The organism is Agrobacterium sp. CG674 (assembly GCF_053521645.1).
Map to the genome: position 1 here is coordinate 437,444 of NZ_JBNWDZ010000004.1, position 25,874 is coordinate 463,317.

A 25,874-nucleotide genomic window follows, 5' to 3' on the forward strand; every position below is an offset into this window, starting at 1 on the left:
GACATGTATGTAGCCGTAAAGGGCGGCGAAGCCGCAATCGACAAGGCTCACAAGCTGCTGGCCGACCGCCGTCGCGGAGAACGCGACATACCGGCCCTGACCCTAGAGCAGATAGCCGGACAATTGTCGCTCGCCATAGACCGGGTCATGGCCGAAGGCTCTCTCTATGATCCTGAGCTTGCCGCCATGGCCGTGCGCCAATCGCGTGGTGATCTGATTGAGGCAATCTTCCTCCTGCGCGCCTATCGCACAACTCTGCCCCGTTTTGGCTATTCCAGACCACTCGATACCGGCGCAATGCAGATCGAACGGCGTGTGTCTGCAACCTACAAGGATGTTCCCGGAGGCCAGTTGCTCGGCCCCACCTTCGACTACACACACCGCCTGATCGATCCGGCCATGGCCGGCGACGAACCGGTGGAACGGCCAGCCAGACGACCGCTCGATAGTGACGTTGCCTATCCCCGCGTCACCGACATTCTCAATGACGAAGGCCTGATCGAACCAGACGTGCCCTCGGACAAGGAGCCCGCCGACCTGACACGCGATCCGACAGCTTTTCCAGTCAGTCGCGATCTGCGCCTGCAGGCGCTAGCGCGCGGCGACGAAGGTTTCCTGCTTTCGCTCGGTTATTCGACGCAGCGTGGCTATGGCAGAACGCATCCTTTTGTTGGCGAAGTACGCATCGGGCTGGTGGAGATCGAGATCGATATTCCAGAGCTTGGCTTCGCGGTCGCGATTGGTTCGATCCGCGTCACGGAATGCCAGATGGTCTCGCAATTCAAGGGATCGGCTGAGAACGGCCAGCGCTTTACCCGTGGCTATGGTCTTGTCTTTGGACAGTCAGAGCGAAAAGCAATGGCGATGAGCCTGGTGGACCGCGCCCTTCGCGCCGAAGAGTTCGACGAACAGCGTTTGGCACCTGCTCAGGACGAGGAATTCGTCCTCGCCCATTGCGATAATGTCGAAGCAACAGGTTTCGTGGAGCATTTGAAGCTCCCCCACTACGTGGATTTCCAGGCGGAACTCGGCCTGCTGCGCATGTTGCGGCAGGAAAGCAGTGACGCATCGCATAAGGAGGCGGCGGAATGAGCCTTCCCGCTTACAATTTCGCTTATCTCGACGAACAGACCAAGCGGATGATCCGCCGTGCGATTTTGAAAGCGATCGCCATTCCCGGCTATCAGGTCCCCTTCGCCTCCCGCGAAATGCCGATGCCCTATGGCTGGGGAACCGGCGGCGTTCAAGTCACCGCCGCCATTCTGGGGCCGGACGACGTGCTGAAGGTCATCGATCAAGGTGCGGACGACACCACCAACGCCGTCTCCATCCGCGCATTCTTCGCCAAGACCGCAAATGTTGCGACCACAACGAAGACGACAGAGGCAAGCGTGATCCAGACCCGCCACCGCATCCCGGAAACGCCTCTCAAGTCAGGTCAGATCCTTGTCTATCAGGTGCCTATTCCTGAGCCGCTGCGGTTTCTCGAACCGCGCGAAACAGAAACCCGCATCATGCATGGGTTGGAAGAATACGGTCTGATCCAGGTTAAGCTTTACGAGGACATCGCCCAGCATGGCCATATCGCAACGACCTATGCCTACCCGGTCAAGGTCGAGGGCCGTTATGTGATGGACCCCTCGCCGATCCCGAAATTCGACAATCCGAAAATGCACAATTCACCGGCATTGCAGCTGTTCGGTGCCGGGCGTGAAAAACGTATCTACGCTTTGCCGCCATTCACCAAGGTCATTAGTCTGGATTTTGAAGACCATCCATTTGCCGTGCAGACATTCACGTCGTCCTGTGCGCTTTGCAATGCCAGCGATGTGTACCTCGATGAAGTGGTCACGGATGACCGTGGTGGTCGTATGTTCGTCTGCTCCGATACCGATCATTGCGAGACACGGCAGACCGAAGGTCATCACGGACCCGGATTGCCGCAGTCATTGACAGGAGATCAGCCATGACCGGCACCATCCTTTCCGTTCGCGACCTCGAACGGCGCTATGGTAGTTTCATCGGCTGCACGGATATCTCGTTTGACGTCTGGCCCGGCGAAGTCGTTGCCATCGTTGGCGAATCCGGTTCCGGGAAAACCACGCTGCTGAATTGTATCTCTGCCCGTCTCGACCGATCGTCCGGAAGCGTACGATATCGCATGCGGGACGGAGAGTTCCCTGACCTCGCCGATCTCTCCGAAGCAGAACGCCGGTTCCTGATGCGCACCGACTGGGGCTTCGTGCACCAGAATCCAGCTGATGGATTGCGGATGCGGGTTTCCGCCGGCGCCAATGTCGGCGAAAGGCTGATGGCAGTCGGCGAACGGCACTACGGCGATATTCGCCGCACCGCTGGCGAATGGCTGTCCCGCGTCGAGATCGCCACCGACCGTATCGACGACCAGCCAGTAGAGTTTTCCGGCGGCATGCGTCAGCGGCTCCAGATTGCCCGCAATCTGGTCACACATCCCCGGCTGATCTTCATGGACGAGCCAACCGGCGGCCTCGATGTCTCGGTTCAGGCCCGCGTACTCGATCTTTTGCGGGGCCTGGTGAACGACCTTAGTCTGTCCGTCGTCCTTGTTACTCATGATCTGGCTGTCGCCCGTCTGCTGTCGCAACGGATGATCGTCATGAAGCGTGGCCGGATTGTAGAGCAGGGACTGACCGACAGGGTGCTGGACGATCCGCAGCATGCCTACACCCAGCTACTTGTCGCTTCGATCCCGGAGAGCTGAGATGACACTTTATGCCCCACCAACAACCCTCGACGACACCGTGCTGCTTTCAGTGCGGGACGTCGCGAAATCCTTCACCATGCACTTGCGCGATGGCCTCGTCCTGCCGGTCGTCAAAAATGTGAGTTTCGATTTGCACCGCGGCGAATGCGTCGTCCTCGGCGGTCCGTCAGGGGTCGGAAAATCCTCGATCCTGCGCATGGTCTACGGCAACTACGCCATCGACGCGGGCCAAATATTGGTCCGGGATGGCGCGTCTCTGGCAGTACAGGATATCGGCAGCGGCGATCCGAGACTGGTGCTGGAATTGCGCAAACACAGCATTGGCTACGTCAGCCAGTTTCTGCGTGCCGTTCCTCGTGTTTCAGCGCTGGAAGTCGTCGCCGAACCGTTAACGTCTCGCGGTGTGGCGCGTGACGAGGCGCTTGAAACAGCCGGGGCATTGCTCTCAAGGCTGAACCTGCCGGAAACCCTGTTCGGCTTGCCGCCTGCCACGTTTTCGGGCGGCGAGAAGCAGCGCGTCAACATCGCCCGTGGGTTTGTAACCGATCATCCGATCCTGCTTCTCGATGAACCGACAGCATCGCTGGACGCGGAAAACCGGGACGTGGTCGTGGCAATGATCGCGGAAAAGCGTGCCAAGGGCACAGCGATCCTTGGGATATTCCACGACCAGCCCGTTCGCGACGCCGTCGCGACACGGATTCTAGATGTGTCTGCATTCTCCGCCCGAAAGGTCGCAGCATGACCAAGCTCTCAATCCAGCCATTGATCCATCCCACAGCTGAGGTCAGTGGCTCCACTCTCGGCATCTACACCGAGATCGCCGAGCTATGCCGCGTCTCCGAGACCGATCTTGGCGACTATTCCTATATCGAACGAGGCGGCCAAGTATGGTGCGCGACAATCGGCAAGTTCGTCAACATTGCCGCTTGCGTGCGCATCAATGCCACCAATCATCCGATGGATCGCGCCAGCCTTCATCACTTTACCTATCGGGCCGGAGACTACTGGCCGGGAGCCGCTGACGAGACGGACTTCTTTGCCGAACGTCGGGCAAAGCGCGTCTCCATCGGTCACGATGTCTGGCTCGGCCACGGCGTAACACTTCTTCCCGGCGTCACAATTGGCAATGGGGCCGTTGTTGGCGCAGGCGCCGTGGTGTCTCGTGATGTCGCACCATACACCGTGGTCGGCGGTGTCCCCGCGCGACTGATCAGAGCCAGATTTGCTGATGGTATTGGTGATCGCATGGACCACCTCGCTTGGTGGGATTGGCCACATGACCAGCTGTTCGAAGCGCTTGAAGACTTCCGCAAACTGCCAGCTGAAGAATTTCTTTCCCGTTACGGCGGTTGACGCAAAAACTTCATCAAAGCGTCACTGCACGATCATCGAAAACCAACCAATCTCTTCGAACCGACCGAGCCATGGAGACGAGCAATGACTGCGATTACGGTTTCCAATCTTTCTAAAAATTACGGTGCCACTCGTGCGCTTGCGGGCGTCAGCCTGACACTGGAACGCGGCGAAATGGTCGCGCTGATTGGCGCGTCCGGTTCCGGCAAGAGCACGCTGATCCGGCATCTAGCGGGTCTTGAAACGGCGGATGGTCAGAGCGGGCAGATCGACATTCTCGGCACGGTATCGCAAAAGGCCGGTCGCATGACCGGTCGGGTCAAGCGTGGTGCAGTTTCGGTAATCTTCCAGCAGTTCAACCTTGTTGGCCGGTTGTCGGTGCTGACCAATGTGCTGGTCGGCCATCTCGGCCATGTTCCCCGCTGGCGCGGAACGCTTGGTCTGTTCAACCGCGCCGAAAAGGACAAGGCGCGTGCGGCCCTTGCCCGCGTCGGCATTCCGCAGGTCGCTGCGCAACGCTCATCGACCCTTTCCGGTGGCCAGCAGCAACGCGCGGCAATCGCCCGAACCCTGGTCCAGGGAGCAAAAATCCTGATTGCCGATGAGCCGATTTCGGCGCTCGACCCTTCCTCGGCGCGCCGCGTCATGGACGTGCTGGCCGATATCAACAGGCAGGACGACATCACGATTCTCGTTTCACTGCATCAGGTCGAATACGCGCGGCGCTACTGCAAGCGGACAATCGCAATGCGCGACGGCGTGATTGTCTTCGATGGCCCATCGACAGCCCTTTCCAACGCTTTCCTTGCCGAACTCTATGGGTCGGCCTCGGAAGAACTCGTCCTGCCGGATGCCCCGGCGGAGCAATCGACACCGGTGGTCGCCACCGGGTCAGTCAAACGTCAGCCGGTCCTAACGACTGCCTGATCAACACAGCACCGGAGACCAAACATGAACGCGATACTGAAAAGCATGGCGGCGATGTCTGTCGCCTTTACGATGACCTCCGCGGCCTTTGCGCAGGAAAGCACAATCAACTTCGGCATCATTTCCACCGAATCCCAGCAGAACCTCAAGACAAACTGGGATCCACTTCTTGCCGACATGAAGAAGAAGACCGGCCTTGATGTGAAGGCATTCTTTGCTTCGGACTATGCCGGCATCATCGAAGGCATGCGCTTCGACAAGGTTCAGATCGCCTGGTACGGCAACAAGTCTGCAATGGAAGCTGTGGACCGCGCCGATGGCGAAATTTTCGTACAGAGCGTTCCCGCAAGTGGTGAGCCGGGTTACTGGTCGGTTGTTATCGTGCCAACTGACAGCCCGCTGAAGAACATCGATGACCTGCTGAAATGCGACAAGTCGATCAACTTCGGTCTTGGCGACCCCAATTCAACGTCTGGCTACCTTGTTCCGATGACGTTCGTATTTAGCGCCAAGGGCATAGATCCGAAGACGTGCTTCAAGAACGTCACCAATGCCAACCATGAAACCAATGCCATGGCTGTTGCCAACAAGCAGGTCGACGCTGCTGCCAACAACACCGAGAATATGGCGTTGATTAAGCAGAACAAGCCTGAAGCTTTCGCAAAAATCCGCGAAATCTGGCGCTCGCCTCTGATCCCGTCTGACCCGATTGTATGGCGCAAGAACCTTCCGGAAGCTTCCAAGACGAAGATCCGCGACTTCTTCATGACCTACGGCACAGACAAATCGACGGGCGATGTCGCTGCAGAAAAGAAGATCCTCGCAGGCCTGAAGTGGGCACCGTTCCGTGCCTCGAGCGACAAGCAGCTTCTGCCAGTCCGCGTCATGGAACTCTCGAAGTCCATCTCGCAGGTTGACGCGGATGCCACCCTTTCCGCTGAAGCCAAGGCTACCAAAATCAAGGCCTTGACCGAGCAGAAGGCAAAGTTCGAAGCCGAACTCGCATTGGCTTCCAAGAGCTGATTGCACCTGTCATCAACGGGCGGATCTTGTATCCGCTCCTTTTTCCGAAACTTGGACCGTAACAATGAGCGAAACAATCCTTCCGGCGAACACCACCGCCAAACCAGCCATGTCCCATGCGAAGCGGCAGGGCGGAATGCGGAATGGGTTACTGACGCTTGGTATCCTGGCGGCGCTGGCATTCAGCTGGGGACCCGCAGAGATGAGCCGCTGGACTTACCTGTTTACTGACAGCGGCAACATGGCGGACTACGCCAAGGATTTTCTCAGGCCAGATTTCAAGACCTGGCAATATTATCTCGAGGAAATGCTCGTCACCGTCCAGATCGCGCTTTGGGGTACGTTCCTTTCGGTCATCCTGTCTGTCCCACTTGGCATTCTCTCAGCGCATAACATGGCGCCATGGTGGGTCAATCAGCCCGTCCGCCGACTGATGGACATGTTCCGCGCCATCCATGAAGTCGTGTTCGCCGTCCTGTTCGTCGTTGCTGTCGGTCTTGGACCGTTTGCAGGCGTGATGGCTCTGTTCATCCACACCACTGGCATTCTCGCCAAACTGTTTTCCGAAGCGGTGGAGGCGATTGACCCACGTCCGGTCGAGGCTATCCGCACGACGGGCGCATCCCGCATTCAGCAGGTGATCTTTGGCGTCATTCCACAGGTCCTGCCGCTCTGGATCTCGTTTTCATTGTATCGGCTTGAATCCAACATTCGATCAGCCACCGTGCTCGGCCTCATCGGCGCCGGTGGCATTGGCCAGATCCTGTTCGAAACAATCCGTGGCTTCTACTACCCGCAGGCCTCGGCAATCATCATTATCATCGTGCTGACGGTGACGGTGATGGACCTCATTTCGCAGCAACTGCGCAAGCTCGTCATCTGACCCTGCTTGCCATGACGAGCGTCCCAACACGAGAATGACCCCAAAAATGACATCTGAACTCATCTTCACAAACGGCTCCATCATTCTTCATGACGAGATAGTACAGGGCACGCTTGTTGTCCGTGATGGTAAGATTGCAGACATCGCCACCGGCTCCTCGGTTTCCGGCATCGATCTTGGCGGCGACACCATCATGCCTGGTTGCGTGGAACTTCATACCGACCATCTTGAAACCCATTTCCAACCACGCCCGAAAGTGCGGTGGAACATGGATGCGGCACTTCAGGCTCACGACGGGCAGATCGCCATATCCGGCATCACCACCGTTTTCGATGCACTGCGCGTCGGAATGGATGGTGACACCGAACTCGGGGCTCCCGAAATGTCAGCCATGGCGCAGACCATTTGCACTGCCACCGCTGCCAACAGGCTGCGTGCCGAACATTTCATCCACCTGCGCTGCGAAGTTTCGGTGCCAGATGTGGTCGAACATTTTGACGAGATGAGCGGAAACAACCGCATACGCCTCGCCTCTTTGATGGACCACGCACCCGGCCAGCGCCAATTTGTGAGCCTAGACTCGTATCGCATCTATTATCAGGGCAAGAAGAAGCTCTCTGACGAAGCATTCAAAGCGTTTAGTGAAAGACGACTTGCAGAATCCGAGGCAAATTCCGTAAAAAATCGGAAACTGATCGCAGATCGTTGCCACGCTGCGGGCATTTCTATCGCCTCGCATGACGACGCGACCGCCGAGCACGTTGCCGAGGGTATTGAACTCGGTATATCGATGGCGGAATTTCCAACCACGGTCACTGCTGCTGAACTTTCCCGTCAGGCGGGACTTCAGATCCTGATGGGTGCCCCAAATGTTGTTCGCGGCGGCTCACACTCCGGCAACGTTTCGGCCCTCGATCTTCTCAGTAACGGTGCGCTGGATATCCTTTCCTCCGACTACGTCCCGTTCAGCCTGGTTCAGGCGGCGTTTCTGCTTGCAGAAAAACAGATTATCGCCCTTCCTCACGCCATCCGGCTCGTCTCGGCCAACCCGGCCGATGCGGCAAAGCTGCATGACCGTGGGCGGATCGAGATTGGACGCCGCGCCGATCTGGTTAGAGTGCGGACCACAACAGGCCTGCCGCCGTTCATTGCTGGCGTCTGGCGGGAGGGAATGCGTGTCGCCTGAATGAAAAGGCATCTTATTGCCCGGCAAAAAAGTGCCGGCATCTGGCCGGGCAAAGATAACGTTTTCGCGATGGCGGAGAAAATATCTCGTGCTTAAAAGTAACCGTGCCTATGTAATCTGCTGAGATTAGAAAAGGAGACGGAATGAGCGAGACGTATGGTCCCCACGCCCAGATGGCAACACTTGCAGAGCGCATGGCGGCTCATTACCAAACGGATTCAAACCTTGAGCTGGGCCCGCACCTTTCTCACTATATGGAGGAGGTCGAGGTCAACATTGCTGCTCACAGTTTTGACCACGTCGGGTTCATGAACAAGATTCACGACCGGCTGGAAAAGACACTTGTGGCAACGTCCAACCCCCGGCGACACGAATTCTTGCAAGCCGTTATTGGCGCACTACGAGGCCGGATAGACCGATATAAGATCGTGAGCGCAGGTTAGCATCGGAGGACGCCCCGCAGTGCGCAATGTTCACCCGGTTTTGCACCTCAATTCAACAGCATTGCATTTCGCAGGATTTAGGTTTGCGAAATAGCCAGCGGACGCAAAACCGAGGTCAGCCGATATGCACAGGCTGTATCGATCTAACTCTATTGAATCAGACCGCGAGAGAGTACCTGCCCAATCAGTTTTTCAAGATCGGCACCTGGGACGCTCTGCGTCATCGCTGCAAGCCTCCCATCGATGATCAAGGTCGCCAATCCGTGCATCAGGGACCAGCGGGTGCTTGCAAGGATCAGCTTTTCGAGGTCGCTCTCCTCTTCCATGTCGCCAGCACTTTGGCTCGAAAGGAGCGCAAAAGCTGCCGGGCCTGCGGCTGACAGAGAGGGAGAGGACCAATCCAGTCGCTCTGAGCGGAACATCAGGAGGAAGATGCCCGGATGGGCCCGAGCAAACCGGATATAGCCGCGTCCAAGCGCTGCATTATAAGTGGATGGCCTTGCCTGAGCCGCTGTTTCGTCTACCTCCGTCAACACCGTTTCACGAAGCCGCACGAAACCGGAGGCCGCCAACTCCGTCAGCAAACCGACGAGATCGCCAAAGTGGTGGGCCGGCGCACCGTGGGAGACGCCCGCTTCTCGGGCGGTCGCTCGTAACGTAAGTCCGCCGATGCCGTCCCGGTCCAAAATAGCCTCCGCGGCGTCTAGCAGAGCTTGGCGCAATGATCCGTGATGATAAGGTTTCATACGCAATCCTTACACTGACTAGATTGCGCTTGACCAGAGCATAGCTTCCTGCCATCAATTTAGACGGTGTCTAGATAAGCGCGCTTTAATGTGATGAGCCTGCTTGTGCAGCGCCGTTTAACTGGAGAGATGGCAATGACAATGGTCTACATATCGATTACCGGCCTCCAGCTTAAAGGGCGGCGTCACTTCTTCCGATTCTGGTGGCATGCGATCAGGTCGATGGCACAGGCGAGAGAAGCCGAAGGCAACATCGCCACAGACGCGCGCCTGATAAATGGCGTCCACCACACCAGGACAGTTTGGAAGGACGAAAGCGCGATGCGGCGATATCTCCTCGCTGGCGCCCACCTGAAGGCAATGAAAGCATTCGGATCCATTGCAACAGGTAAGACACTTGGATTCTATTCCGAGAACATTCCTGATTGGGCCGACGTGCATAAGACGTGGCAAACGAGCGGCAAGCCAGTCAAGTAGCCAGAGATAACAGGAATATGCGGCGGTAGGCATCGGCAGCTAGACGAAGATCTGCCGTACGATCTCGTCATCGTAACCTTGCTCGCACATCAAGTTGACCCGGTTCTGCCGGCGCTGCAGAGAAGCTCGGCAAAAAGCATCCTGTTCATGTCAACAACTTCGAACCTGAAAGACTTCGGGTCGATATCGAATTGGGCGACAACAGAAGAGATTTCGACCTTATCCTAATGGTCGCGATCTAGAACGCCGTCGCTGATCGCTTGTTTTCGATCTCCGCCAGCACGTCGATAAAGTGTCGCACGCGAGCCGGTCGAAACCGTGCCTCGGGATAGACGGCAAACACACCTCCCTCCGGCAGGCGCCATTCGGGAAGGAGATGTATCAGGCGCCCGGCTGCGATATCTGCGGCCACAACGAAATCCGGCAAGACTGAGAGTCCACCGCCTGCAAGAACGCACGCGTGGGTCGTTGGCGTCTTGTCGGCCATGATCGCCAACGTTCCCACAACATGGCTCTTCTGCGCGCCATGAGAGAATGTCCATTCCAACGGTTGGCGCAATAGCCTGTTGCCGACCCAGGGTAGCGCCGAAAGCTGCGTTGGTAAGGTCGCATTTGGGCTGCGTGCAGCGAAACCAGGCGCACAGACCAGCAACTGCCGAAAAGTGCCGAGCCGTCGCATCTGCAAGGCACTGTTGGCAAGCCAGCCGAGCCGGATGGCGACATCAACTTCGGCATCGATGAGGTCGATAACGGTATCGTCGAACGTCACATTCGCCTGCAAACCGGGAAAGCGCCGCAGGAACTCCGTTATCGCTGGTGCAACCACCGCTTGCCCGTAGTCACAAGGCGCGGTGACCGTCAGCGTGCCGGCAGGAGTTTCTACGCCCTGCGCTGCCTCACCAAAGGCATCATCTGAATCACGCAGGATTCCGATGGCGCGTTCGTAGAAGCGCCTGCCGGCATCGGTGAGATGAAGCTTGCGGGTTGTGCGCTTAAGCAGCGCAACGCGGAGTTCTTCCTCAAGCTTGGCAACTTGATGGCTCACCACAGTCTTTGCCACCCCAAGATGTTCGGCTGCACGCGTGAAGGAGCCCGCTTCGACGGTGGCCGCAAAATACCTCAACCGGTTGAGATTGGGAGCATCTTTTATCATTTGATTGTCCGATTTTGACTTACAGTATGTACAATTTGTGCTGATTTATCCAGCTCATCCTGCGAACTAATCTGCTCCTCAAGAAAACGCGGCAGCTGCCGCTCACAAGGGACCAATCGATGAGCAAGATAGCGATCGTATATTTCAGCGGCTATGGCCACACCGTGCGGCAGGCGGAAGCGGTGCAGCGTGGCGCAGAGGGTGCTGGTGCCGAGGTGACAATGATCCGCATCCCCCAGGACGGAGATCTACCGGCCGAAACTCTGGAGACAATCGGCACAGCCGATGCAATCGTCTATGGCAGCCCGACCTACATGGGTGGCGTTCCCTGGCAGTTCAAACGCTTTGCCGATGCCAGTTCCAAGTCGTGGTTCGGCCAGTTGTGGAAGGACAAACTGGCGGCCGGCTTCACCAACTCGGCATCGTTGAATGGCGATAAATTCTCTACGATGTCGTACTTCTGGACACTGTCGCAGCAGCACGGGCAGCTTTGGGTCGGGCCCGGCATCCTGCCGTCCAACAAGCTTGCGAGCGGCGGCGGCGACACGAATTGGGCTGGCGGCTTCGGCGGCGCCTACGCGATCTCGCCGTCGGATGCCACGCCCGAGCAGGCGCCTTTCCCAGGCGATCTGGAAACGGCCCGTATACTTGGCGAGCGCGTCGCCAGGTTCGCGGATCGGCTGGCAAGACCTTAGTCAGCATGGAGGCGAAGATGACCCGTACCAACGACATGCGGTTTCAATACTTTTTCGACCCCCTGTGCGGCTGGTGCTACGCCAGTGCGCCGGCCCTCGCCGATCTGGCCGCTGAAGTTGGTGACCGGCTGACGATGATGCCGTCTGGTCTCTTCACGCAGCCGCGTCCGGTGAGCGCAATGGCGGACCATGCCTGGCGCAACGACCAGCAGATCGCTCGCCTCACCGGGCAACGCTTCAGTGACGACTACCACCGCAATGTGCTGCTCGCACCGAACGGCATTTTCGACTCAACCGCGTTGACCCACGCGCTGGTCGCGCTTGGAGAGGCGGATAGTGGCCTGGAGGCTCTCTTCCTCCACCGTGCGCAGATCGCCCGCTATGTCGAGGGTCAGGATACATCGATGCCCGGGGTGGTGGCGCGCATTGCTGTGGCTGTGGCCGCTGAGGTTGGCTTCGCGTTCGACAAAACTAAACTGACCGAACGTATGCTTCACGATCCAATACTGAAGGCTGCGTCCGATACCCGCATCCATAAAACGCAGCAGGCAATGGCGGCGCTCGGCATACGTGGCGTACCGCAACTGGTTGCCGTCATCGACGGTCAGAATTACATCGTCGGCGGGCAGGACCTTTATGCGGGTGTGGGCCGTCTCATGGATGCACTCGGCGCAATTAATGCGGGCCCATAACGCCTCTCAACAAGAGCCCATCGCTCTTGCCGCCGCTCAAGGCGAAACAGTGATGTAGGGGCTGCCCGGAGTGAGAACTCCGGGCTTTATCCCAATCGGCGGCACATACGTATCTTCCAACACAACCGTCCCAACCTGCCATTGGGAAACGGGAACCAAGGGCCCTAGCCGCACGGTGTCTAAGCTCTTCCCTTCGCGCAAAAGCACGGTCTGGAAATGCGCAATTGGTCGATATCCTGAGGTGCTCAGTTGGCGCCTTGAAAGAATACGAACCGACGACCGATTGCCGAAATGCAAAAACCGATATCCAAACGTAGGCAGTGTGGTCCGAGTTGGGCTTTTAGCGGCCATTTCCACCGGATGTATCGCGTCCCTTGTTTAAGTGGATAAGGGGTTCGGTGTGCCTTCATAGCTGCCCCCATACTCCTTTGGGACTAGATCTGCCTGGGCATGACCGCTCTTGATCAAGCCGAGAATAACGCCTGCCACCAGCTCGGGGGATTGCGCAATCGATGCCGTCCCAGCTTCTTGTGCCTTTGCTAAATCCAGACCCGATTTAACGGAGCCATAGAATTCGGTAGCAGTAATAGAAGGGTGCATTATCGATACGACTATTCCCTCGTCGGCAAGCTCCAGCCGCGCAACGCCTGAGAGCATGTTCAAAGCGGATTTGGAACTGGTGTAGGCAGCCGAGCCTGGATATGTTGCCAGTGTCGCCCCCGAACTGACATTGACAATGCTCCCAGCGCCTTGTTTGCGCATGTAAGGAATGACCGCCTGCATCATAACTAAGGGAGCAACAGTGTTCAGATCGAGCAATTCTCGGAAATCGTCGATGCCAATGTCTTCGATAGTGGCGTGAAGCCCCTGGCCTGCGTTATTCACCAGAACATCGATACGGCCAAACTCATCTATAGCGGCAGCCACGGCTTGTTTGACCGGTTCAGGGCGTGTGACGTCGCAGCTAACTGCCAGGGCGTGGTGTCCAAGTTCCCTCGCCAGCGCATCGATACGATCTTTTCTACGCGCCATCAGAACGACCCGCGCTCCAGACTGGACAGCAGCGCGTGCTGTTGCCTCGCCAATACCCGAGGAAGCGCCGGTCACGAGCACAACTGCGCCTTTAATTTCCATAAGACTTGTCCTTTTCAGAGTTCAACTCGGGGTCGAGTTCTCGGCACTAGCGTGTCACCCTCCCAACCGCATCGCGTGTCTGATCCGGTCTAAAATTTGCACATTCCTGCTAATGACGTTGAACCCAGACCGATGTCGTGCCACATCTACTCGATGAGCGATGCCCTCCTTTCTCTAACGAACTTTGTGGAAGAAAATGCCAAAGGCGTCCGTACCCAAACCGGAATCCCCCGCCTCGATATACTCAAGGTCACCGAGCCTACCGAACTCTTCCCTGAAATCTATCAGCCCTTGGTTAGCCTGATCCTGCAAGGTGAAAAGCGCCTGCTGATTGGAAACGAGGTCTTGAACTATACCGCAGGGCATACGTTTATCGCGTCTGTAGAGCTTCCCGTGGTCGGTGAGATCGTCCAGGCCAGCGAGAGGGGGCCATACCTGGCTGTAAGTTTAACCTTCGACCGCTCCGTGGTCGCCGATTTATTAAGCGTTACACCTATCCAGTCGCGAATGTTCGACACGCGAAGTTTCAGCGTCAGCCACGCCAGTGACCGAATGATTGATGCTTGGCTCAGAATGTTACATCTGATGGAGCGACCCGACGAGATTGCCGTAATGGCTCCTTTGCTAGAGCGCGAAATCCTGTTCCGGTTGCTGCGCAGTCCGCAAGGTGTAGTATTGCGACAAGTGGCTGGTATCGATGATCGTTTTTCTCAAATCAGAAACGCGCTGATCCGGATGAGGACCGAATATGCAACAGCCTTTCAGGTAGAAGACCTCGCCTACGCTGCAAACATGAGCCCTTCGGCCTTCCAGCGGCGCTTCAAGGTCAGCACCGGACTTTCACCCATTCAATATCAGAAGCAAATACGGTTGTACGAGGCGCGACGGATGCTTTTCGCCAAGCCCGGTGATGTTGCTTCTGTTGCGTTTGCGGTCGGCTATGAAAGTCTATCTCAATTCACCAGAGAATACGCCCGTTTGTTTGGGCACCCTCCTGCTCGTGACATTAGAAAGTTACGGGCGAAATTGCACGGAGCTCCAACGCTGTCCTCTGATGCACCGCAGTCCGCGTGAGCTTGAACCAAAGGGTAACAGCCATCGATCTGCTTTTGGTACGTTGCGACCAGACCGATTCAGTCACCGACGGATGTCATCGACCTTGTGCAGACGTCTCGCGAGAATTACCGGAGTGAGTTTTCGTTGCGGCACAGATCAATGAATGCCCGCAACGGCGTCGATGTTAACCTGCTTGGATAATAGAGCGGTGGTCCTTCCTGCTCGGCCCACCAGTCGCGCAATACTGGAACGAGAGTTCCGGCACGGACATAGCCTGCCTGATGCTGGCAGACGCGGTCCATAGACTGGGTAAGTGCTTGGTAGACCGGAATTTAGTCGATAACGCTATATTTGTAACGTGATGTTACCTCAGTACCCACCAAATACGGCCTTCAGCTCTTCGACATTAGCCTCTGTCAGCATTCGCACTGGAGCTCCCCGGAGGTGAACAAGAAGCTTGGCAGTTTCCTCGAGCTCTTCGGCCGCGTAAACAGCGGATGCGATGTCCTTGCCGGTCACGACTGGACCGTGATTTGCTAACAACACTGCGGCATAGCGTCCACCCAGATCACGGATCAGATCGCCTGCCTTAGCATCCCCTGGTCGAACGTAGGGAACTAGCTTTACCCGACCAACGCGCATAACCACATACGGCGTCAAAGGCGGAATACAGTCATCGGGATTTACGTCTGTCAGGCACGACATGGCGGTCGCGAATGTTGAATGAAGGTGGACGACGGCACCCGTCTGCGGACGGGTTTCGTAGAACGCGTTGTGCAGGAAAATCTCTTTCGATGGCTTGTCGCCCGATAGGTGGTTCCCATCTCTGCTAACCTTGCTAATGCGAGCTGGATCGAGAAAGCCCAACGAAGAGTTGGTAGGGGTCATGAGGATGCCGTCATCGACAGCTGCGCTGATGTTGCCGGCCGTGCCGACCGAATAGCCGCGCTCAAACAGCGATCGGGAAAGCCGGGCAATCTCATCACGAACCTTATTTTCGTCAGTCATCGAGCGGCCAACCTTTCAAGTGCCTTCGTAAAGAAGTCGGGGGTACCGAAGTTGCCGGATTTGAGGGCCAAGGCGATGGGTCTTTCGCCACTGGAGAGCAAAACCGGGACGCCCGGATCGATTTCTGAACCGATCTGCAAAGCGCCGAGATCCAGTGCGGACACAACAGCACCGGACGTTTCACCTCCGGCCACAACAAGACGCGTGATACCTGAATTGACCAGTGCGCGGGCGGTATCTGCGAAGAGCCCGTCCAGTTTTTCCGCGACAGCTTCACGCCCATATTTTTCCTGCATCTTGCGAACGTCTTCAGGTGTCCCGGACGAATAAGCCAAAGGTGCCTTCCCCTGGTTTGCCAAGATAAAGGAAACGATGTCATCCGACGCAGTTTCTCCACTCATGACCTTGTCGACATCAATGGCAAGGGTCGGATGACTTTCCTTGTGAAGATCGACCTGACCTCTGGTGGCGCCTGAGCAGCTTCCGGCCAGGATCGCTTCCGGGCCATCCGCCCCGACAGAGCGGGTCGAATTCCCTTGCGCGAGACCGCGCTTAATAAAGTTGGCAGGCAACCCGATCGCTATTCCGGACCCTCCCGTGACCAGCCTGTGGTCTGCGACGGCCTCGCCAATTTCCGCAAGATCTTCGTCGGATATCGCATCAACAATCACCATTGTGCTGTCAGTCGCAGCCTCAAGAGCTGAACGAATGCTCGCAGCCCCCCCGGCGACCATAGGGTGTGTAATCAGTCCAACCGGTGTGACAGTCTGAGAGCCGAGACAACGCCGGAGGTCGGGATCGGTCATGGGTGTAAGAGGATGATTCTGCATGCCCGATTCGTTCAAAAGCCGGTCGTGAACGAATAGGTGTCCCATGTAGATGGTCCGTCCGGCACCTGGAAAGGCTGGGCAGGCGACGACTGCCTTCGCCCCCAGTTCGTTAGCCAGAGCTTCGCCAACGGGTCCGATATTGCCTTCCTTCGTGGAATCAAACGTCGAGCAGTACTTGAAGACAATCTGCTGGCATCCTTGGTCAAGCAACCAGGCTAGCGCATCAAGAGACTTCTTGACCGCGTCTGCGACCGGAACGGTTCTCGTTTTCAAGGCAACCACCCCAGCTTCGACGTCATCCGGCGCTCGACCAGCGGGAACGCCTAGGAACTGAGCCGTCTTCAACCCACCATAAGGCGGCAAACCCTTCGCAATCGTGTTGGCGATGTCGCTGGCACCTGTGAAGTCGTCTGCTATAACGCCCAAAAGCATCTGCTATTCCTTTCTGTATCGGTCGTCAGAAGCCATAAAGTCTAGCGGCATTGTCGACGAATATCTTTTGCCGGATCTCGTCCGACCCAGCCCATTCTGCCGCCAGATCCATCAAAACGGCGTCGTCGGGGCGACCGAACTTGCCAGGAGAAGGATGCGGCCAATCGGATGCCCAGAGCACACGGTCTGGCGCAATTTTCATATAAGCGCGCGCGAGCGATCCCATATCCTCATAGGTAGGAGGACCAACGACAGTCTCCTGATAAATACTGGATAGCTTGACGTAAGCCTTGCCTTTTTCAAGCAGGCCACTGACGACTGCATATGCCGGATGCTTAACACCATCGGGCATGGGCAAGCGTCCCAGGTGATCGAATACCACCGTCACTGGAAGGCGGCTCAGGAGTTCGGCGTGCTTTGCGATATCGTTTCCCAGCATGTGAACCTGAATATGCCAGCCGAGGTCGGCGACACGCTTGGCGAGCGGCTCAATCATATCCACGGTTGTTGCACCGGCACGCCCCAGATTAAAGCGAATGCCGCGAACGCCAGCCGCGTTCAACTTTTTTAGAACATCATCAGTAACGCTGGTATCAACGACTGCTATGCCTCGAGCAGACGTTCCCAACTCGTCCAGCGCAGATATCAGGCAGGAATTGTCTGTTCCATAGGTTGATGGCTGAACTATCACACTGCGCTCGAAGCCCAGCCGTGCCCGCAACTTCTTGTAATCGCTCACCAAGGCGTCTGGCGGAACCAGGCTTGCATTGGCTGCGGCCGGAAAGCGGCCGTCATATATGTGAAAATGAGCATCACAGCTGTTAGGCGGCGCTATGAATTGGGGGCGGCGGATCCCTTCGGAAAATGGCACTGCTTCTTGCGCGACCGAGCGGCTCACAAATGCAGTTGACGCCAAGCCAGCAGCGCCAGCAATAAATCCCCTGCGTCCTATCGTTCCATACATAATAGCCCCTCCTCCAAGGTGGTTGATCCAACTACGCGAGCATCCGGCGGAGTTTTGCAACGGCGGCATCCGGACTGCTGAATACCGGGATGGCTGTCACACCACGGACGGCATTGATGGCACGCGCAGTCGAGAAATGAGCAAGCATGATGGCATCAACTCCCTCCAGAGAAGCGGCCGCAGCCGCTACCAGCTTGTTGTGTGTCTCCGTGTCACCGTTTCGCACGGCATCGATCGCCCCTTCAACCAATAGGCTTTCGATCGTTGCTGCAGGATTGATCCGCGCCGCTTCCTCATGGAACTCAACTTCCATGCCCTCACGGGCGGGTGGAAAGGTATAAAGCATGACTGTTCTACCGCCCTGCCCGATCGCTGCCTCAAACATGGCCTCGTTGGGTTTTAGCACCGGAATTGGGAGACTAGCTGCCACTCTCTCGATTGCACTCCCGAAGGAAGAGCATGTAAAAAGCACTGCGTCACATCCCGCCCTTACGGCATATTCGGCGAGTGATTGGATACGATCTGCCAACTCCGTGGTGACGCCCGACACTGCCGCACGATCAGGCGACAGGCTGTCGTCCAAGATGTTCATCAGATGGGCCTGCGGATAAGACGCGCTGAAGGATGCCTGTATTGGCTCCATGGCAATGGGAGTCGCGTGAATAAGCGCGATACGCGGCGCGGACGACATACTCGACCTCATGAGCTAGGAAAGGAAAATGGGCGGCCATCCGGGAGGAGGACGGCCACCCGAAGTGGCTTACTTCTGCGCGCCAGAAAACACCCACACGCTTTCAGGTGGGATATGAGCCCACACTTTCCCGGTCGGAAGCTGAACCTTTCCATGCGCCTTCGCCACGAAGTCTCCCCGCCGCAGGCGGTATTCCCAATGGTCGCCGAGATAGATGCTGTCATCGAGGATCATCTCTATACCGTCGCTGTCCGGAGCCCCGGAGACCTTGATCTGCTCAACACGGATGACTGCGCGGGCATCCTTTGCCTGCCCGAGGCCAGCAGCCTCGCGTACCGTGCCATTCAGGCTCCAGCCTTCGCCACCGATCGTGGCTGCCTTACCGTCCACTGCACTGACCTTGGCTTTAATGATGTTATTTGCACCAAGGAAATCGGCGGAATAGAACGAGTTCGGATTGGAATAGATCTCCTGCGGGCCGCCCTGCTGAACGATTCGCCCGTCCTGCAACAGGAGAATATTATCGGCAGCAGCCAATGCTTCCGTCTGATCGTGGGTGACCAGGATGGCGCAGATTTCAAGATCCAGGATCAGCTTTCTGATCCAGTAACGCGCCTCTTCCCTCAATTTCGCATCAAGGTTTGAGAGCGGCTCATCAAGAAGCAACACACGAGGCTCGTAGACCAGGGCGCGGCAAATGGCGACGCGTTGCTGCTGGCCGCCTGAAAGCTGCGAGGGGAACCGATCAGCAAGGTGACCGAGACCCATGCGGTCCAGAATTGCCTGGACCTTGGTGCCAATATCAGCGGCGCTGACACCGCGCAGTTTCAGACCGTAGCCGACATTTTCCTTGACCGTTCGATGCGGCCACAATGCATAGGACTGGAATACCAACCCGATGTTGCGTTTCTCCGGCGGCAAGGCGAGTTTCTTCTCACCATCAAGCACGGTTTTGCCGCCAATGACGATTGTTCCGACTTCAGGCTGCTCAAGGCCCGCAACGCAACGCAGAAGCGTTGTCTTGCCACTGCCGGACGCACCAAGAAGTGCGACGATGCTTCCACGCTCTGCCGTGAAGGAGGCGCCTTTGAGGATCTGCAGGCCACCGAGCCACTTCTGGACGTTGTTTACGACGAGTTCAGTCATGGATTTTTGCTCCAAGTCGAAGGGCAAGGGCAAGACCTGCACCTGTAAGGACAATACTAATGAGAGAGAGTGCTGCGATCGTATTCATCGCGCCGGTCTGCAGGAGGGATACCATGAGTGAACCAATGACTTCGGTTCCGGCTCCCATGAGGTAGACACCCGTTGCATACTCTCTCAGGAAGATGATCATGATGAGCGCCCACGCACCGGCCAGACCGGGTCGAACGATGGGGATGACGACATCTTTCCATGTCTGGCCGATCGTTGCGCCAGTCGTCCGTGCCGATTCCTCCAGCTCAGGCGCAACCTGGATCAATGTTCCTTGCAGCAACCGAAGACCGTAGGAGAGGCCCACAACGACATAGGCTACAAAGAGGCTTACGAGGGTCGGCCTGAACGGTGTCAGGAACGGTACGAAGAGGAAGACCCAAAAGAAAGCCAGGCCGATGACCAGACCGGGCAAGGCGCGTGGGAGCAGAACGATATAATCGAGGACGGTGTTCGACATGCCCCAGTTGCGGTGACCCGCCAGTCCGACAGCCAGATAGATTGCCACGGCGACAGCACCGCCAACCACGGAAAGCAGGACGGTATTGATGATGCCGCGGGTCAGGCTGGGGACCTCTAGCATGCGGTCGAAGTTGGAGAATGTCAGTTGATCCCACAGGTTGACGCCTTCACCCCAGGCATCGACGAAGGCACGCACGGTGATCCCGCCGATCGGTAGGACCACTGATACGAACAGCCAGAAGCCAATGATAGACAAAGCGATGATTTGACCGCCGCGGCCAAGCTTGAGCGTTGCGACACGCGCGCCCTTACCGCCCATGGCAGCATATTTCTTGGCATTGCGTAGAAGCCTGCGCTGCGCCCAGACCAAAGGGAGTGTGATCAGAATGAGAACAACCGCAACCACAGCCATCAGTTGGTACGTTGGCGTGCCGAACAGCGTTGTAAGTTTGTAGATGTAGGTCGTCAGAACCATGATGCCGTTGGGATCACCAAGGACAAGCGGGATGCCAAAGGTTTCAAAGCCGAGAAGGATGTTAAGCGACGCGGCAAAGATCAACGCTGGCAAAACCATCGGCAAGGTCACGTCGCGAGACACCTGCCAGACCGAGGCTCCGCTGGTGCGTGCAGCCTCTTCCAGATCGGAAGGCAAATTTCGCATGGCCGACGAAACATAGAGGTACACGTGAGGCACGTGGCTCAAACCGGCGATCAGGATCATGCCCGGCAAGCTGTAGATGTTCCAAGGTACGACGCCGATGATGCTGCGGATGAACAGGGAGACAAAGCCGGTTGGACCAACCGAAACGGTGTACCCGAACGCCAAAACGATCGACGATATGAACATCGGCACGAGAACAAGAATTTCAAGCGCCCGCTTGCCCTTGATATCCGTTCTGGTAATCAGGAAGGCTAAAAGGCCACCAAGTGGCACAGCTATCGCCACCATGCCAAAAGAGAAGATCGCTGTTGTTCCAAGTGCGCGATAAAAGTTTTTGTCCGAGAAGACATACCTGTAGGCGTCCAAACCGAACCTTGCCCTAGGACTGAAGAAGGCGGCGGACAGAAAGCTCTGGTAGACGATCAGGCCAACTGGGGTCAGTACAGCGAGTGCCAGCAGACCAATGACAACTCTCCGATAAATACTGGCATTGCCGGTCTTCGGCATATTCGCGGGGTATTTTTTCTCGGCAGCTGCTTTTGACAGTGTTAGCGCGGCCGGTGCTTGAATATTCGTGGACATATCTACCTCTCACTGAGGGGAAAGAACTGCGGCGCGACGTTGCGCCGCAGCCGATGGCCATTAGCGACCGAGCGCGGACTTCCAGTCGTTGAAGAATTGCACGCGCTTCATCTGGTCCATGTATTCCATCACGCCTTCATCGACGACGATCGGCTTAAGACCTCCACCGACCCGTTCATTGAGGGTCTTCAGATTGAACCCGCCTTCGACGTTAACGTCTTCGCGCACAGATGGCAGACCGCTTCCGGCAAGAAGCGACTGGCCTTCGGCAGAAAGCATGAAGTCGATGAAGAGCTTGGCAGCGTTTGGATGCGGCGCATCCTTTGTCTTCATGATCAGACGGGAGAAGGCAGGCGTATAATCCTTGAAGAAGTGTACGCCGAGGTTGGGGCTTTCCTTGACCCACTGCAGCGCATAGGAGCCGATGATGTTGATCGCGATAACGTTTTCGCCGGATACAACTGTTTCCTTCATGCCGCCAGAGCTTGAATAAATCTTGGCGCCGTCATCACCCATGGCTTTCGCCAGATCCCAAAAATCGCTGCGGTTGCGCGCATCATTGGAGTGATGAAGAAAACCAGAGCCACTCTTTTCGGGATCGAATGTCGCGACCTTTCCCTGAAGAATTGACTTATTGTCCTTCAGGAAAGTTATCATATCCGCATAGTTGACCGGCAGTTTGTCCTCTGTGAAGGCTTTGGAATTGTAGATCATTCCGATCGGTTCAACGGTTGTGGCGTAGAGAACGTTTTTGTGGTTCGCCCAACCGGGGAGTTTAGCTGCCTCAGGAGAAGCATACTCATCGCCATAACCGTCCTGAACAAGCGTCATCTGTAGGTCCATGGCGGAACTCCAGATAACATCTGCCGTCGTCTGACTGGCAGCAGCTTCAGAAATCACCTGATTGTATGCGCCGTTCGTACCCAGGTCGTTATAGGCAATCTTGATGCCATATTTCTTCGAGAAGGCGTCCTGCAGCTTCTGCGACTGAGCGGCATCGGTCGATGTATAGACGGAGACCGTGCCTTCCTTCTTCGCTGCGTCAATCAAGGCGCTGTAATCGGCAGGATAACCGGCCGGGACGTCCTGTGCCAGGGCCGTCGATGTCATAAGAGATGCGCATGCAGCGGCAAACGCGACCCCGTAGAGGGACTTGCTGATGTTCATTAGACTTTCTCCCATATGCACCCAGACATTTCTGTCTCCTCCGGGTGCCCGATATCCGATGGCGCACCACACGCCACCGTGATTTCATCCTCACTTGAACAATGACGTCACATCAGCCGTTAATAGCCTTCTTGACGGATTCACCGGAACGGATCGCCTGAGCGACGGCAGAGCCGAATGCATCGGTATTCAGTGAGCCACCGAGGTCACGTGTCCGGCTCTCTGGGTTGGCGAGAACCTCATCAACGGCTCTTTCTATTTCTGCGCCAGCAGCTTCGAAGTTTGGAAGCTTGCGCTGCTCGCCGAGCCAGCTCAGCATCATTGCCACTGACAGAATTAGGGACGTCGGGTTGGCGATGTTCTGGCCCTGGATATCAGGAGCGGAGCCGTGCTGAGCCTGCGCGCAGACCAGACCGAGTTCAGCATTGGCGTTGATCGAGCCTGCAAGGCCGAGGCTGCCTGACAATTCACTTGCCAGGTCAGAAAGAATATCAGCGTAGAAGTTCGTGGTCACGATCACATCGAAGCGCGATGGATCGCGAACGAGGTGTGCGGCCATGGCGTCGATAATGAAATCGTTGAGCTTAACTTCGGGGAACTCTTCCGCGACCTTGCGGACCTGCTTCATGAATAGGCCGTCGGTCAGAATGAAATTGTTCGCTTTGTGGACCGCGGTCACGCGCTTGTCGCGCTTCATGGCCAGAATAAATGCCTGACGGGCGATGCGCTCGCATGCCTTGGCGGTAATCTTACGCACGGAAAGCGCTACGTCTTCCGTCGGCATGAATTCGCCCGTGCCTGCAACCATGTTACGATCGGGATAGAAGCCTTCCGTCGCCTCACGCATGATGACGAGGTCCATCTTCTTGGCGTCATTCAGGAAGGGGCGCGAACGTGCGGGACGCACATTTGCGTAAAGGTCGAGCTTTACGCGGTAGCCAGCGGACACGTTGACGCCACCCTTGTCGCGGGCGGGGTAGTCCATATGGGACTGAGGTCCAAGAATAATGCCATCAGCCTTGCGAGCGCGCTCGATGACTTCATCGCGAAGCGTGGTGCCATATTTTTCAAGGCTCGTGAATCCTGTGTCCTCAAACTCATATTCGAGGCCAAGACCGAAAGCCTTATCGGCCACTTTCAGGACTTCCATCGTAGCCGCGGTGATCTCCGGACCGATACCGTCGCACTCCGTAACCGAAATTTTCATGTGATAAATCTCCCTAGAAGGCGGCGACCATATGCACCGCTCATCACAACACGCCTACATTGGCTTTTAAGGCTTAAAAATGCAAACGTTATTTTTATGATAGAGATTTTTTATCAGCATGCGGCAGTTGATATAACTTTGTGCGAGATCATTATATGGCGCAAGATATCATCAGTTATCTTATTCCTTCGCCCTTCTGATAGCTGATGCAACGTTACCAACGAATCTCATTATTGGTTTTTTAATTGTTTAAATCCAGTATTTACGAGATTTTATAGTAAGAGGGGGTCTCGAATGAACCTTATGAAAAAGGTCAGCATACGCACGAAGATACTAGCAATGATCACCGGGGTCAGCTTGCTTGCGTGCGGAAGCTTAGCCTACAATTCATCACAGTTCTTTGTTGCAGATGCACAGTACAGTGAGTTCATTCAGTCCCAAGGAAAGTCTAACACCGACCTCTATGCAGCAACGCGACATTTGCAGTCGATTGCCTATCGCGCCTATCAGCTCACGGCCTATTCACCAGACGCCAAATTGTTCGAAGACGTTGGAGCAAGCTATGAAAAAAACGCCAAGAGGATGTTTGATCGCTTCGACAGCGCGATGGCGGCTTTTCCCGATGGCAAAAGCGATATCGAAGGATTTGTGGCCGTAGCGCATAAGATCAAGACGGCTCTGGATAAAGCAATTGTCGCCGCCAAAGGCAACCGTGACATGAATGCTCTTGCTGTTCTCGGCGCGATTGATCCAATGATTGATGAACTATCGACAAACCTACGCGCTTATAACGAGAAACTCGAGGGATCGGTCGAAGGAAGCGTGAAAAGCCTGTCGGCAGACAATCAGGCTACCATCTTCTACAGCGCTGCCGTTCTTGCTTTTACTATCGTCTTGACGATCGCCGCATCCATGCTTCTTGCCACCTACGGGATTTTACGACCGATTGCGAGCCTGAGACAAACAATGTCACGACTGGCAGAGGGCGAACTCGAAGCTGAAATTCGTGAAGCTGACCGTGGAGATGAAATCGGCAAGATGGCCCACAATGTCGTCGTTTTCCGGGAAAACGCCCGCCGCCGCGTCGAGCTGGAAGCGAGTTCCGCAGCCCGCGATGCGGAGACGCACGCCGACCAGTTGCAGCGTGCAGCCGATAAGGCGAAACAGGACGCGGAGGTCGAAAACATGATCGCTACTCTCGCGTCGGCCCTCAACAGGCTGTCAAAAGGTGATGTCTCGCATCGCATAGCAAGTCCGTTTGCCGGCTCCTTTGACCGGATCCGCGAAGACTTTAACGCAAGCTCGCAACACCTTGAGGCCACGTTGAGTGCTGTGGGCGTCAACGCCCAATCCATTTCCGCCAGCGCCAATGAAATCCGAGCCGCGGCCGACGAACTGGCCTCACGGACAGAGCAGCAGGCAGCATCGGTCGAGGAGACAGCCGCCGCGCTCGAACAGATCACGACGACGACCCAGGATGCCACAACCCGGGCGCAAGAAGCCGACGCACTGGTGGCGAAAGCCCGCGAAGCCGCCCAGACCTCGGGCAGAGTTGTCGAGCGAGCCATTGGTGCGATGCAGGCAATTTCATCATCGTCAGGAGAAATCAGCAACATCATCGGCGTGATCGATGACATTGCTTTCCAGACCAATCTTCTGGCGCTGAATGCCGGGGTCGAGGCTGCGCGCGCCGGCGAAGCCGGAAAAGGTTTCGCCGTTGTCGCTCAAGAGGTACGTGAGCTGGCCCAACGTTCCGCCAAGGCAGCGAAGGAAATCAAAGGTTTGATCACGGCGTCGGGCGGTCAGGTAAAGGCTGGTGTAGAACTGGTCGGTGAGACGGGCACCGTCCTGCAATCCATCGTTGCCCATGTGGAAGATATCAGCGCCAGAGTTCAAGGAATCGCAACAGCAGCCCGTGAACAACTGATTGGTCTTCAGGAAATCAACGGCGCAATTTCAACGATCGACCACACAACCCAGAGAAATGCCGCCATGGTCGAGGAATCGACTGCGGCAAGCCATGCTCTCAGCAGCGACATTGTCGAATTGAACCGTCTGCTAAAGCAGTTCCAGTTTTCAGGGCAGACAAAGGAACAATCCGTATCCTGGGCCGCCTGACAAGTCGGCGACGGGACCCGCCGTTGTCCCGGTCATTCCGCGTT

26 protein-coding genes are annotated in these 25,874 nt (G+C 56.4%); 15 read left to right on the forward strand and 11 right to left on the reverse strand.

Annotation, left to right across the window (positions count from 1 at the left end):
• Window positions 1–3: 3 nt before the first annotated feature.
• The 10 genes from ACQZ51_RS14385 (at window position 4) to ACQZ51_RS14430 (ending at window position 8,561) form a co-directional block, all read left to right on the forward strand.
• Window positions 4–1,092, forward strand: a complete 1,089-nt coding sequence (locus ACQZ51_RS14385) for a carbon-phosphorus lyase complex subunit PhnI (protein ID WP_448778169.1) — start codon at window positions 4–6, stop codon at window positions 1,090–1,092.
• Entirely contained in the window at window positions 1,089–1,970 is an 882-nt protein-coding gene (locus ACQZ51_RS14390; RefSeq protein ID WP_448778171.1) for an alpha-D-ribose 1-methylphosphonate 5-phosphate C-P-lyase PhnJ, read from the forward strand. Before ACQZ51_RS14385 ends, ACQZ51_RS14390 begins: the two co-directional genes overlap by 4 nt.
• Window positions 1,967–2,740: a phosphonate C-P lyase system protein PhnK gene (gene phnK / locus ACQZ51_RS14395; RefSeq protein ID WP_448778173.1), complete on the forward strand. Its 774-nt coding sequence runs from the start codon at window positions 1,967–1,969 to the stop codon at window positions 2,738–2,740. The genes ACQZ51_RS14390 and phnK overlap by 4 nt, the downstream gene beginning before the upstream one ends.
• Before the next feature lies 1 nt (window position 2,741).
• On the forward strand, window positions 2,742–3,488 hold the full coding sequence (gene phnL / locus ACQZ51_RS14400; RefSeq protein ID WP_448778175.1) for a phosphonate C-P lyase system protein PhnL: 747 nt from the start codon (window positions 2,742–2,744) through the stop codon (window positions 3,486–3,488).
• Complete coding sequence (locus ACQZ51_RS14405) at window positions 3,485–4,099, forward strand: DapH/DapD/GlmU-related protein (protein ID WP_448778177.1); 615 nt, start codon at window positions 3,485–3,487, stop codon at window positions 4,097–4,099. Before phnL ends, ACQZ51_RS14405 begins: the two co-directional genes overlap by 4 nt.
• Before the next feature lie 84 nt (window positions 4,100–4,183).
• Entirely contained in the window at window positions 4,184–5,026 is an 843-nt protein-coding gene (phnC, locus tag ACQZ51_RS14410) for a phosphonate ABC transporter ATP-binding protein (protein ID WP_448778179.1), read from the forward strand.
• Between the two features lie 24 nt (window positions 5,027–5,050).
• Window positions 5,051–6,049 (forward strand): phosphonate ABC transporter substrate-binding protein, encoded by a 999-nt coding sequence (gene phnD / locus ACQZ51_RS14415; RefSeq protein WP_448778181.1) that lies wholly within the window; start codon window positions 5,051–5,053, stop codon window positions 6,047–6,049.
• 64 nt (window positions 6,050–6,113) lie between these two features.
• Window positions 6,114–6,932: a phosphonate ABC transporter, permease protein PhnE gene (gene phnE / locus ACQZ51_RS14420; protein ID WP_448778183.1), complete on the forward strand. Its 819-nt coding sequence runs from the start codon at window positions 6,114–6,116 to the stop codon at window positions 6,930–6,932.
• Window positions 6,933–6,966: 34 nt separating this feature from the next.
• Window positions 6,967–8,118: an alpha-D-ribose 1-methylphosphonate 5-triphosphate diphosphatase gene (locus ACQZ51_RS14425; RefSeq protein WP_448778184.1), complete on the forward strand. Its 1,152-nt coding sequence runs from the start codon at window positions 6,967–6,969 to the stop codon at window positions 8,116–8,118.
• A 143-nt stretch (window positions 8,119–8,261) separates the two neighbouring features.
• A complete protein-coding gene (locus ACQZ51_RS14430; RefSeq protein ID WP_448778186.1) occupies window positions 8,262–8,561 on the forward strand; it encodes a hypothetical protein in 300 nt (99 codons plus the stop codon).
• 149 nt (window positions 8,562–8,710) lie between these two features.
• Here ACQZ51_RS14430 and ACQZ51_RS14435 read toward each other — a convergent pair whose 3' ends face one another.
• Window positions 8,711–9,307, reverse strand: coding sequence for a TetR/AcrR family transcriptional regulator (locus ACQZ51_RS14435; protein WP_448778188.1), 597 nt, complete (start codon window positions 9,305–9,307; stop codon window positions 8,711–8,713).
• Between the two features lie 135 nt (window positions 9,308–9,442).
• Between ACQZ51_RS14435 and ACQZ51_RS14440 the strand changes: the two genes are divergently transcribed.
• Window positions 9,443–9,784, forward strand: coding sequence for a hypothetical protein (locus ACQZ51_RS14440; protein ID WP_448778190.1), 342 nt, complete (start codon window positions 9,443–9,445; stop codon window positions 9,782–9,784).
• 238 nt (window positions 9,785–10,022) lie between these two features.
• Here the strand turns inward: ACQZ51_RS14440 and ACQZ51_RS14445 are convergent, their stop codons facing one another.
• Entirely contained in the window at window positions 10,023–10,937 is a 915-nt protein-coding gene (locus ACQZ51_RS14445) for a LysR substrate-binding domain-containing protein (RefSeq protein ID WP_448778192.1), read from the reverse strand.
• Between the two features lie 119 nt (window positions 10,938–11,056).
• Here ACQZ51_RS14445 and ACQZ51_RS14450 point away from each other — a divergent pair, with 119 nt between their 5' ends.
• Window positions 11,057–11,632, forward strand: coding sequence for a flavodoxin family protein (locus ACQZ51_RS14450; protein WP_448778193.1), 576 nt, complete (start codon window positions 11,057–11,059; stop codon window positions 11,630–11,632).
• Between the two features lie 17 nt (window positions 11,633–11,649).
• Window positions 11,650–12,324: a DsbA family protein gene (locus tag ACQZ51_RS14455; RefSeq protein ID WP_448778194.1), complete on the forward strand. Its 675-nt coding sequence runs from the start codon at window positions 11,650–11,652 to the stop codon at window positions 12,322–12,324.
• Between the two features lie 378 nt (window positions 12,325–12,702).
• Here ACQZ51_RS14455 and ACQZ51_RS14460 read toward each other — a convergent pair whose 3' ends face one another.
• Entirely contained in the window at window positions 12,703–13,458 is a 756-nt protein-coding gene (locus tag ACQZ51_RS14460) for an SDR family oxidoreductase (protein WP_448778195.1), read from the reverse strand.
• Window positions 13,459–13,611: 153 nt separating this feature from the next.
• Between ACQZ51_RS14460 and ACQZ51_RS14465 the strand changes: the two genes are divergently transcribed.
• Window positions 13,612–14,532 carry an AraC family transcriptional regulator N-terminal domain-containing protein gene (locus ACQZ51_RS14465; RefSeq protein ID WP_448778196.1) on the forward strand — a complete coding sequence of 307 codons (921 nt, stop codon included), beginning with the start codon at window positions 13,612–13,614 and terminating at the stop codon, window positions 14,530–14,532.
• Between the two features lie 351 nt (window positions 14,533–14,883).
• Here the strand turns inward: ACQZ51_RS14465 and otnC are convergent, their stop codons facing one another.
• The 8 genes from otnC to ACQZ51_RS14505 form a co-directional block, all read right to left on the reverse strand.
• Complete coding sequence (otnC, locus tag ACQZ51_RS14470) at window positions 14,884–15,522, reverse strand: 3-oxo-tetronate 4-phosphate decarboxylase (protein WP_448778198.1); 639 nt, start codon at window positions 15,520–15,522, stop codon at window positions 14,884–14,886.
• Window positions 15,519–16,784, reverse strand: coding sequence for a 3-oxo-tetronate kinase (gene otnK, locus ACQZ51_RS14475; protein WP_448778200.1), 1,266 nt, complete (start codon window positions 16,782–16,784; stop codon window positions 15,519–15,521). Before otnK ends, otnC begins: the two co-directional genes overlap by 4 nt.
• A 25-nt stretch (window positions 16,785–16,809) precedes the next feature.
• Window positions 16,810–17,655, reverse strand: coding sequence for an amidohydrolase family protein (locus ACQZ51_RS14480; protein WP_448778343.1), 846 nt, complete (start codon window positions 17,653–17,655; stop codon window positions 16,810–16,812).
• Window positions 17,656–17,779: 124 nt separating this feature from the next.
• Window positions 17,780–18,439 (reverse strand): aspartate/glutamate racemase family protein, encoded by a 660-nt coding sequence (locus ACQZ51_RS14485; RefSeq protein ID WP_448778201.1) that lies wholly within the window; start codon window positions 18,437–18,439, stop codon window positions 17,780–17,782.
• Window positions 18,440–18,508: 69 nt separating this feature from the next.
• On the reverse strand, window positions 18,509–19,585 hold the full coding sequence (locus ACQZ51_RS14490; protein ID WP_448778202.1) for an ABC transporter ATP-binding protein: 1,077 nt from the start codon (window positions 19,583–19,585) through the stop codon (window positions 18,509–18,511).
• Window positions 19,578–21,338 carry an ABC transporter permease gene (locus ACQZ51_RS14495; RefSeq protein WP_448778204.1) on the reverse strand — a complete coding sequence of 587 codons (1,761 nt, stop codon included), beginning with the start codon at window positions 21,336–21,338 and terminating at the stop codon, window positions 19,578–19,580. The genes ACQZ51_RS14490 and ACQZ51_RS14495 overlap by 8 nt, the downstream gene beginning before the upstream one ends.
• Window positions 21,339–21,398: 60 nt before the next feature.
• The gene (locus ACQZ51_RS14500) at window positions 21,399–22,505 is read right to left on the reverse strand and encodes an ABC transporter substrate-binding protein (RefSeq protein ID WP_448778206.1); all 1,107 of its coding nucleotides are present in this window, start codon (window positions 22,503–22,505) and stop codon (window positions 21,399–21,401) included.
• Window positions 22,506–22,617: 112 nt separating this feature from the next.
• Complete coding sequence (locus tag ACQZ51_RS14505) at window positions 22,618–23,712, reverse strand: isocitrate/isopropylmalate dehydrogenase family protein (RefSeq protein ID WP_448778208.1); 1,095 nt, start codon at window positions 23,710–23,712, stop codon at window positions 22,618–22,620.
• A gap of 294 nt (window positions 23,713–24,006) precedes the next feature.
• Here ACQZ51_RS14505 and ACQZ51_RS14510 point away from each other — a divergent pair, with 294 nt between their 5' ends.
• A complete protein-coding gene (locus ACQZ51_RS14510; protein ID WP_448778210.1) occupies window positions 24,007–25,830 on the forward strand; it encodes a methyl-accepting chemotaxis protein in 1,824 nt (607 codons plus the stop codon).
• Window positions 25,831–25,874 lie beyond the last annotated feature (44 nt).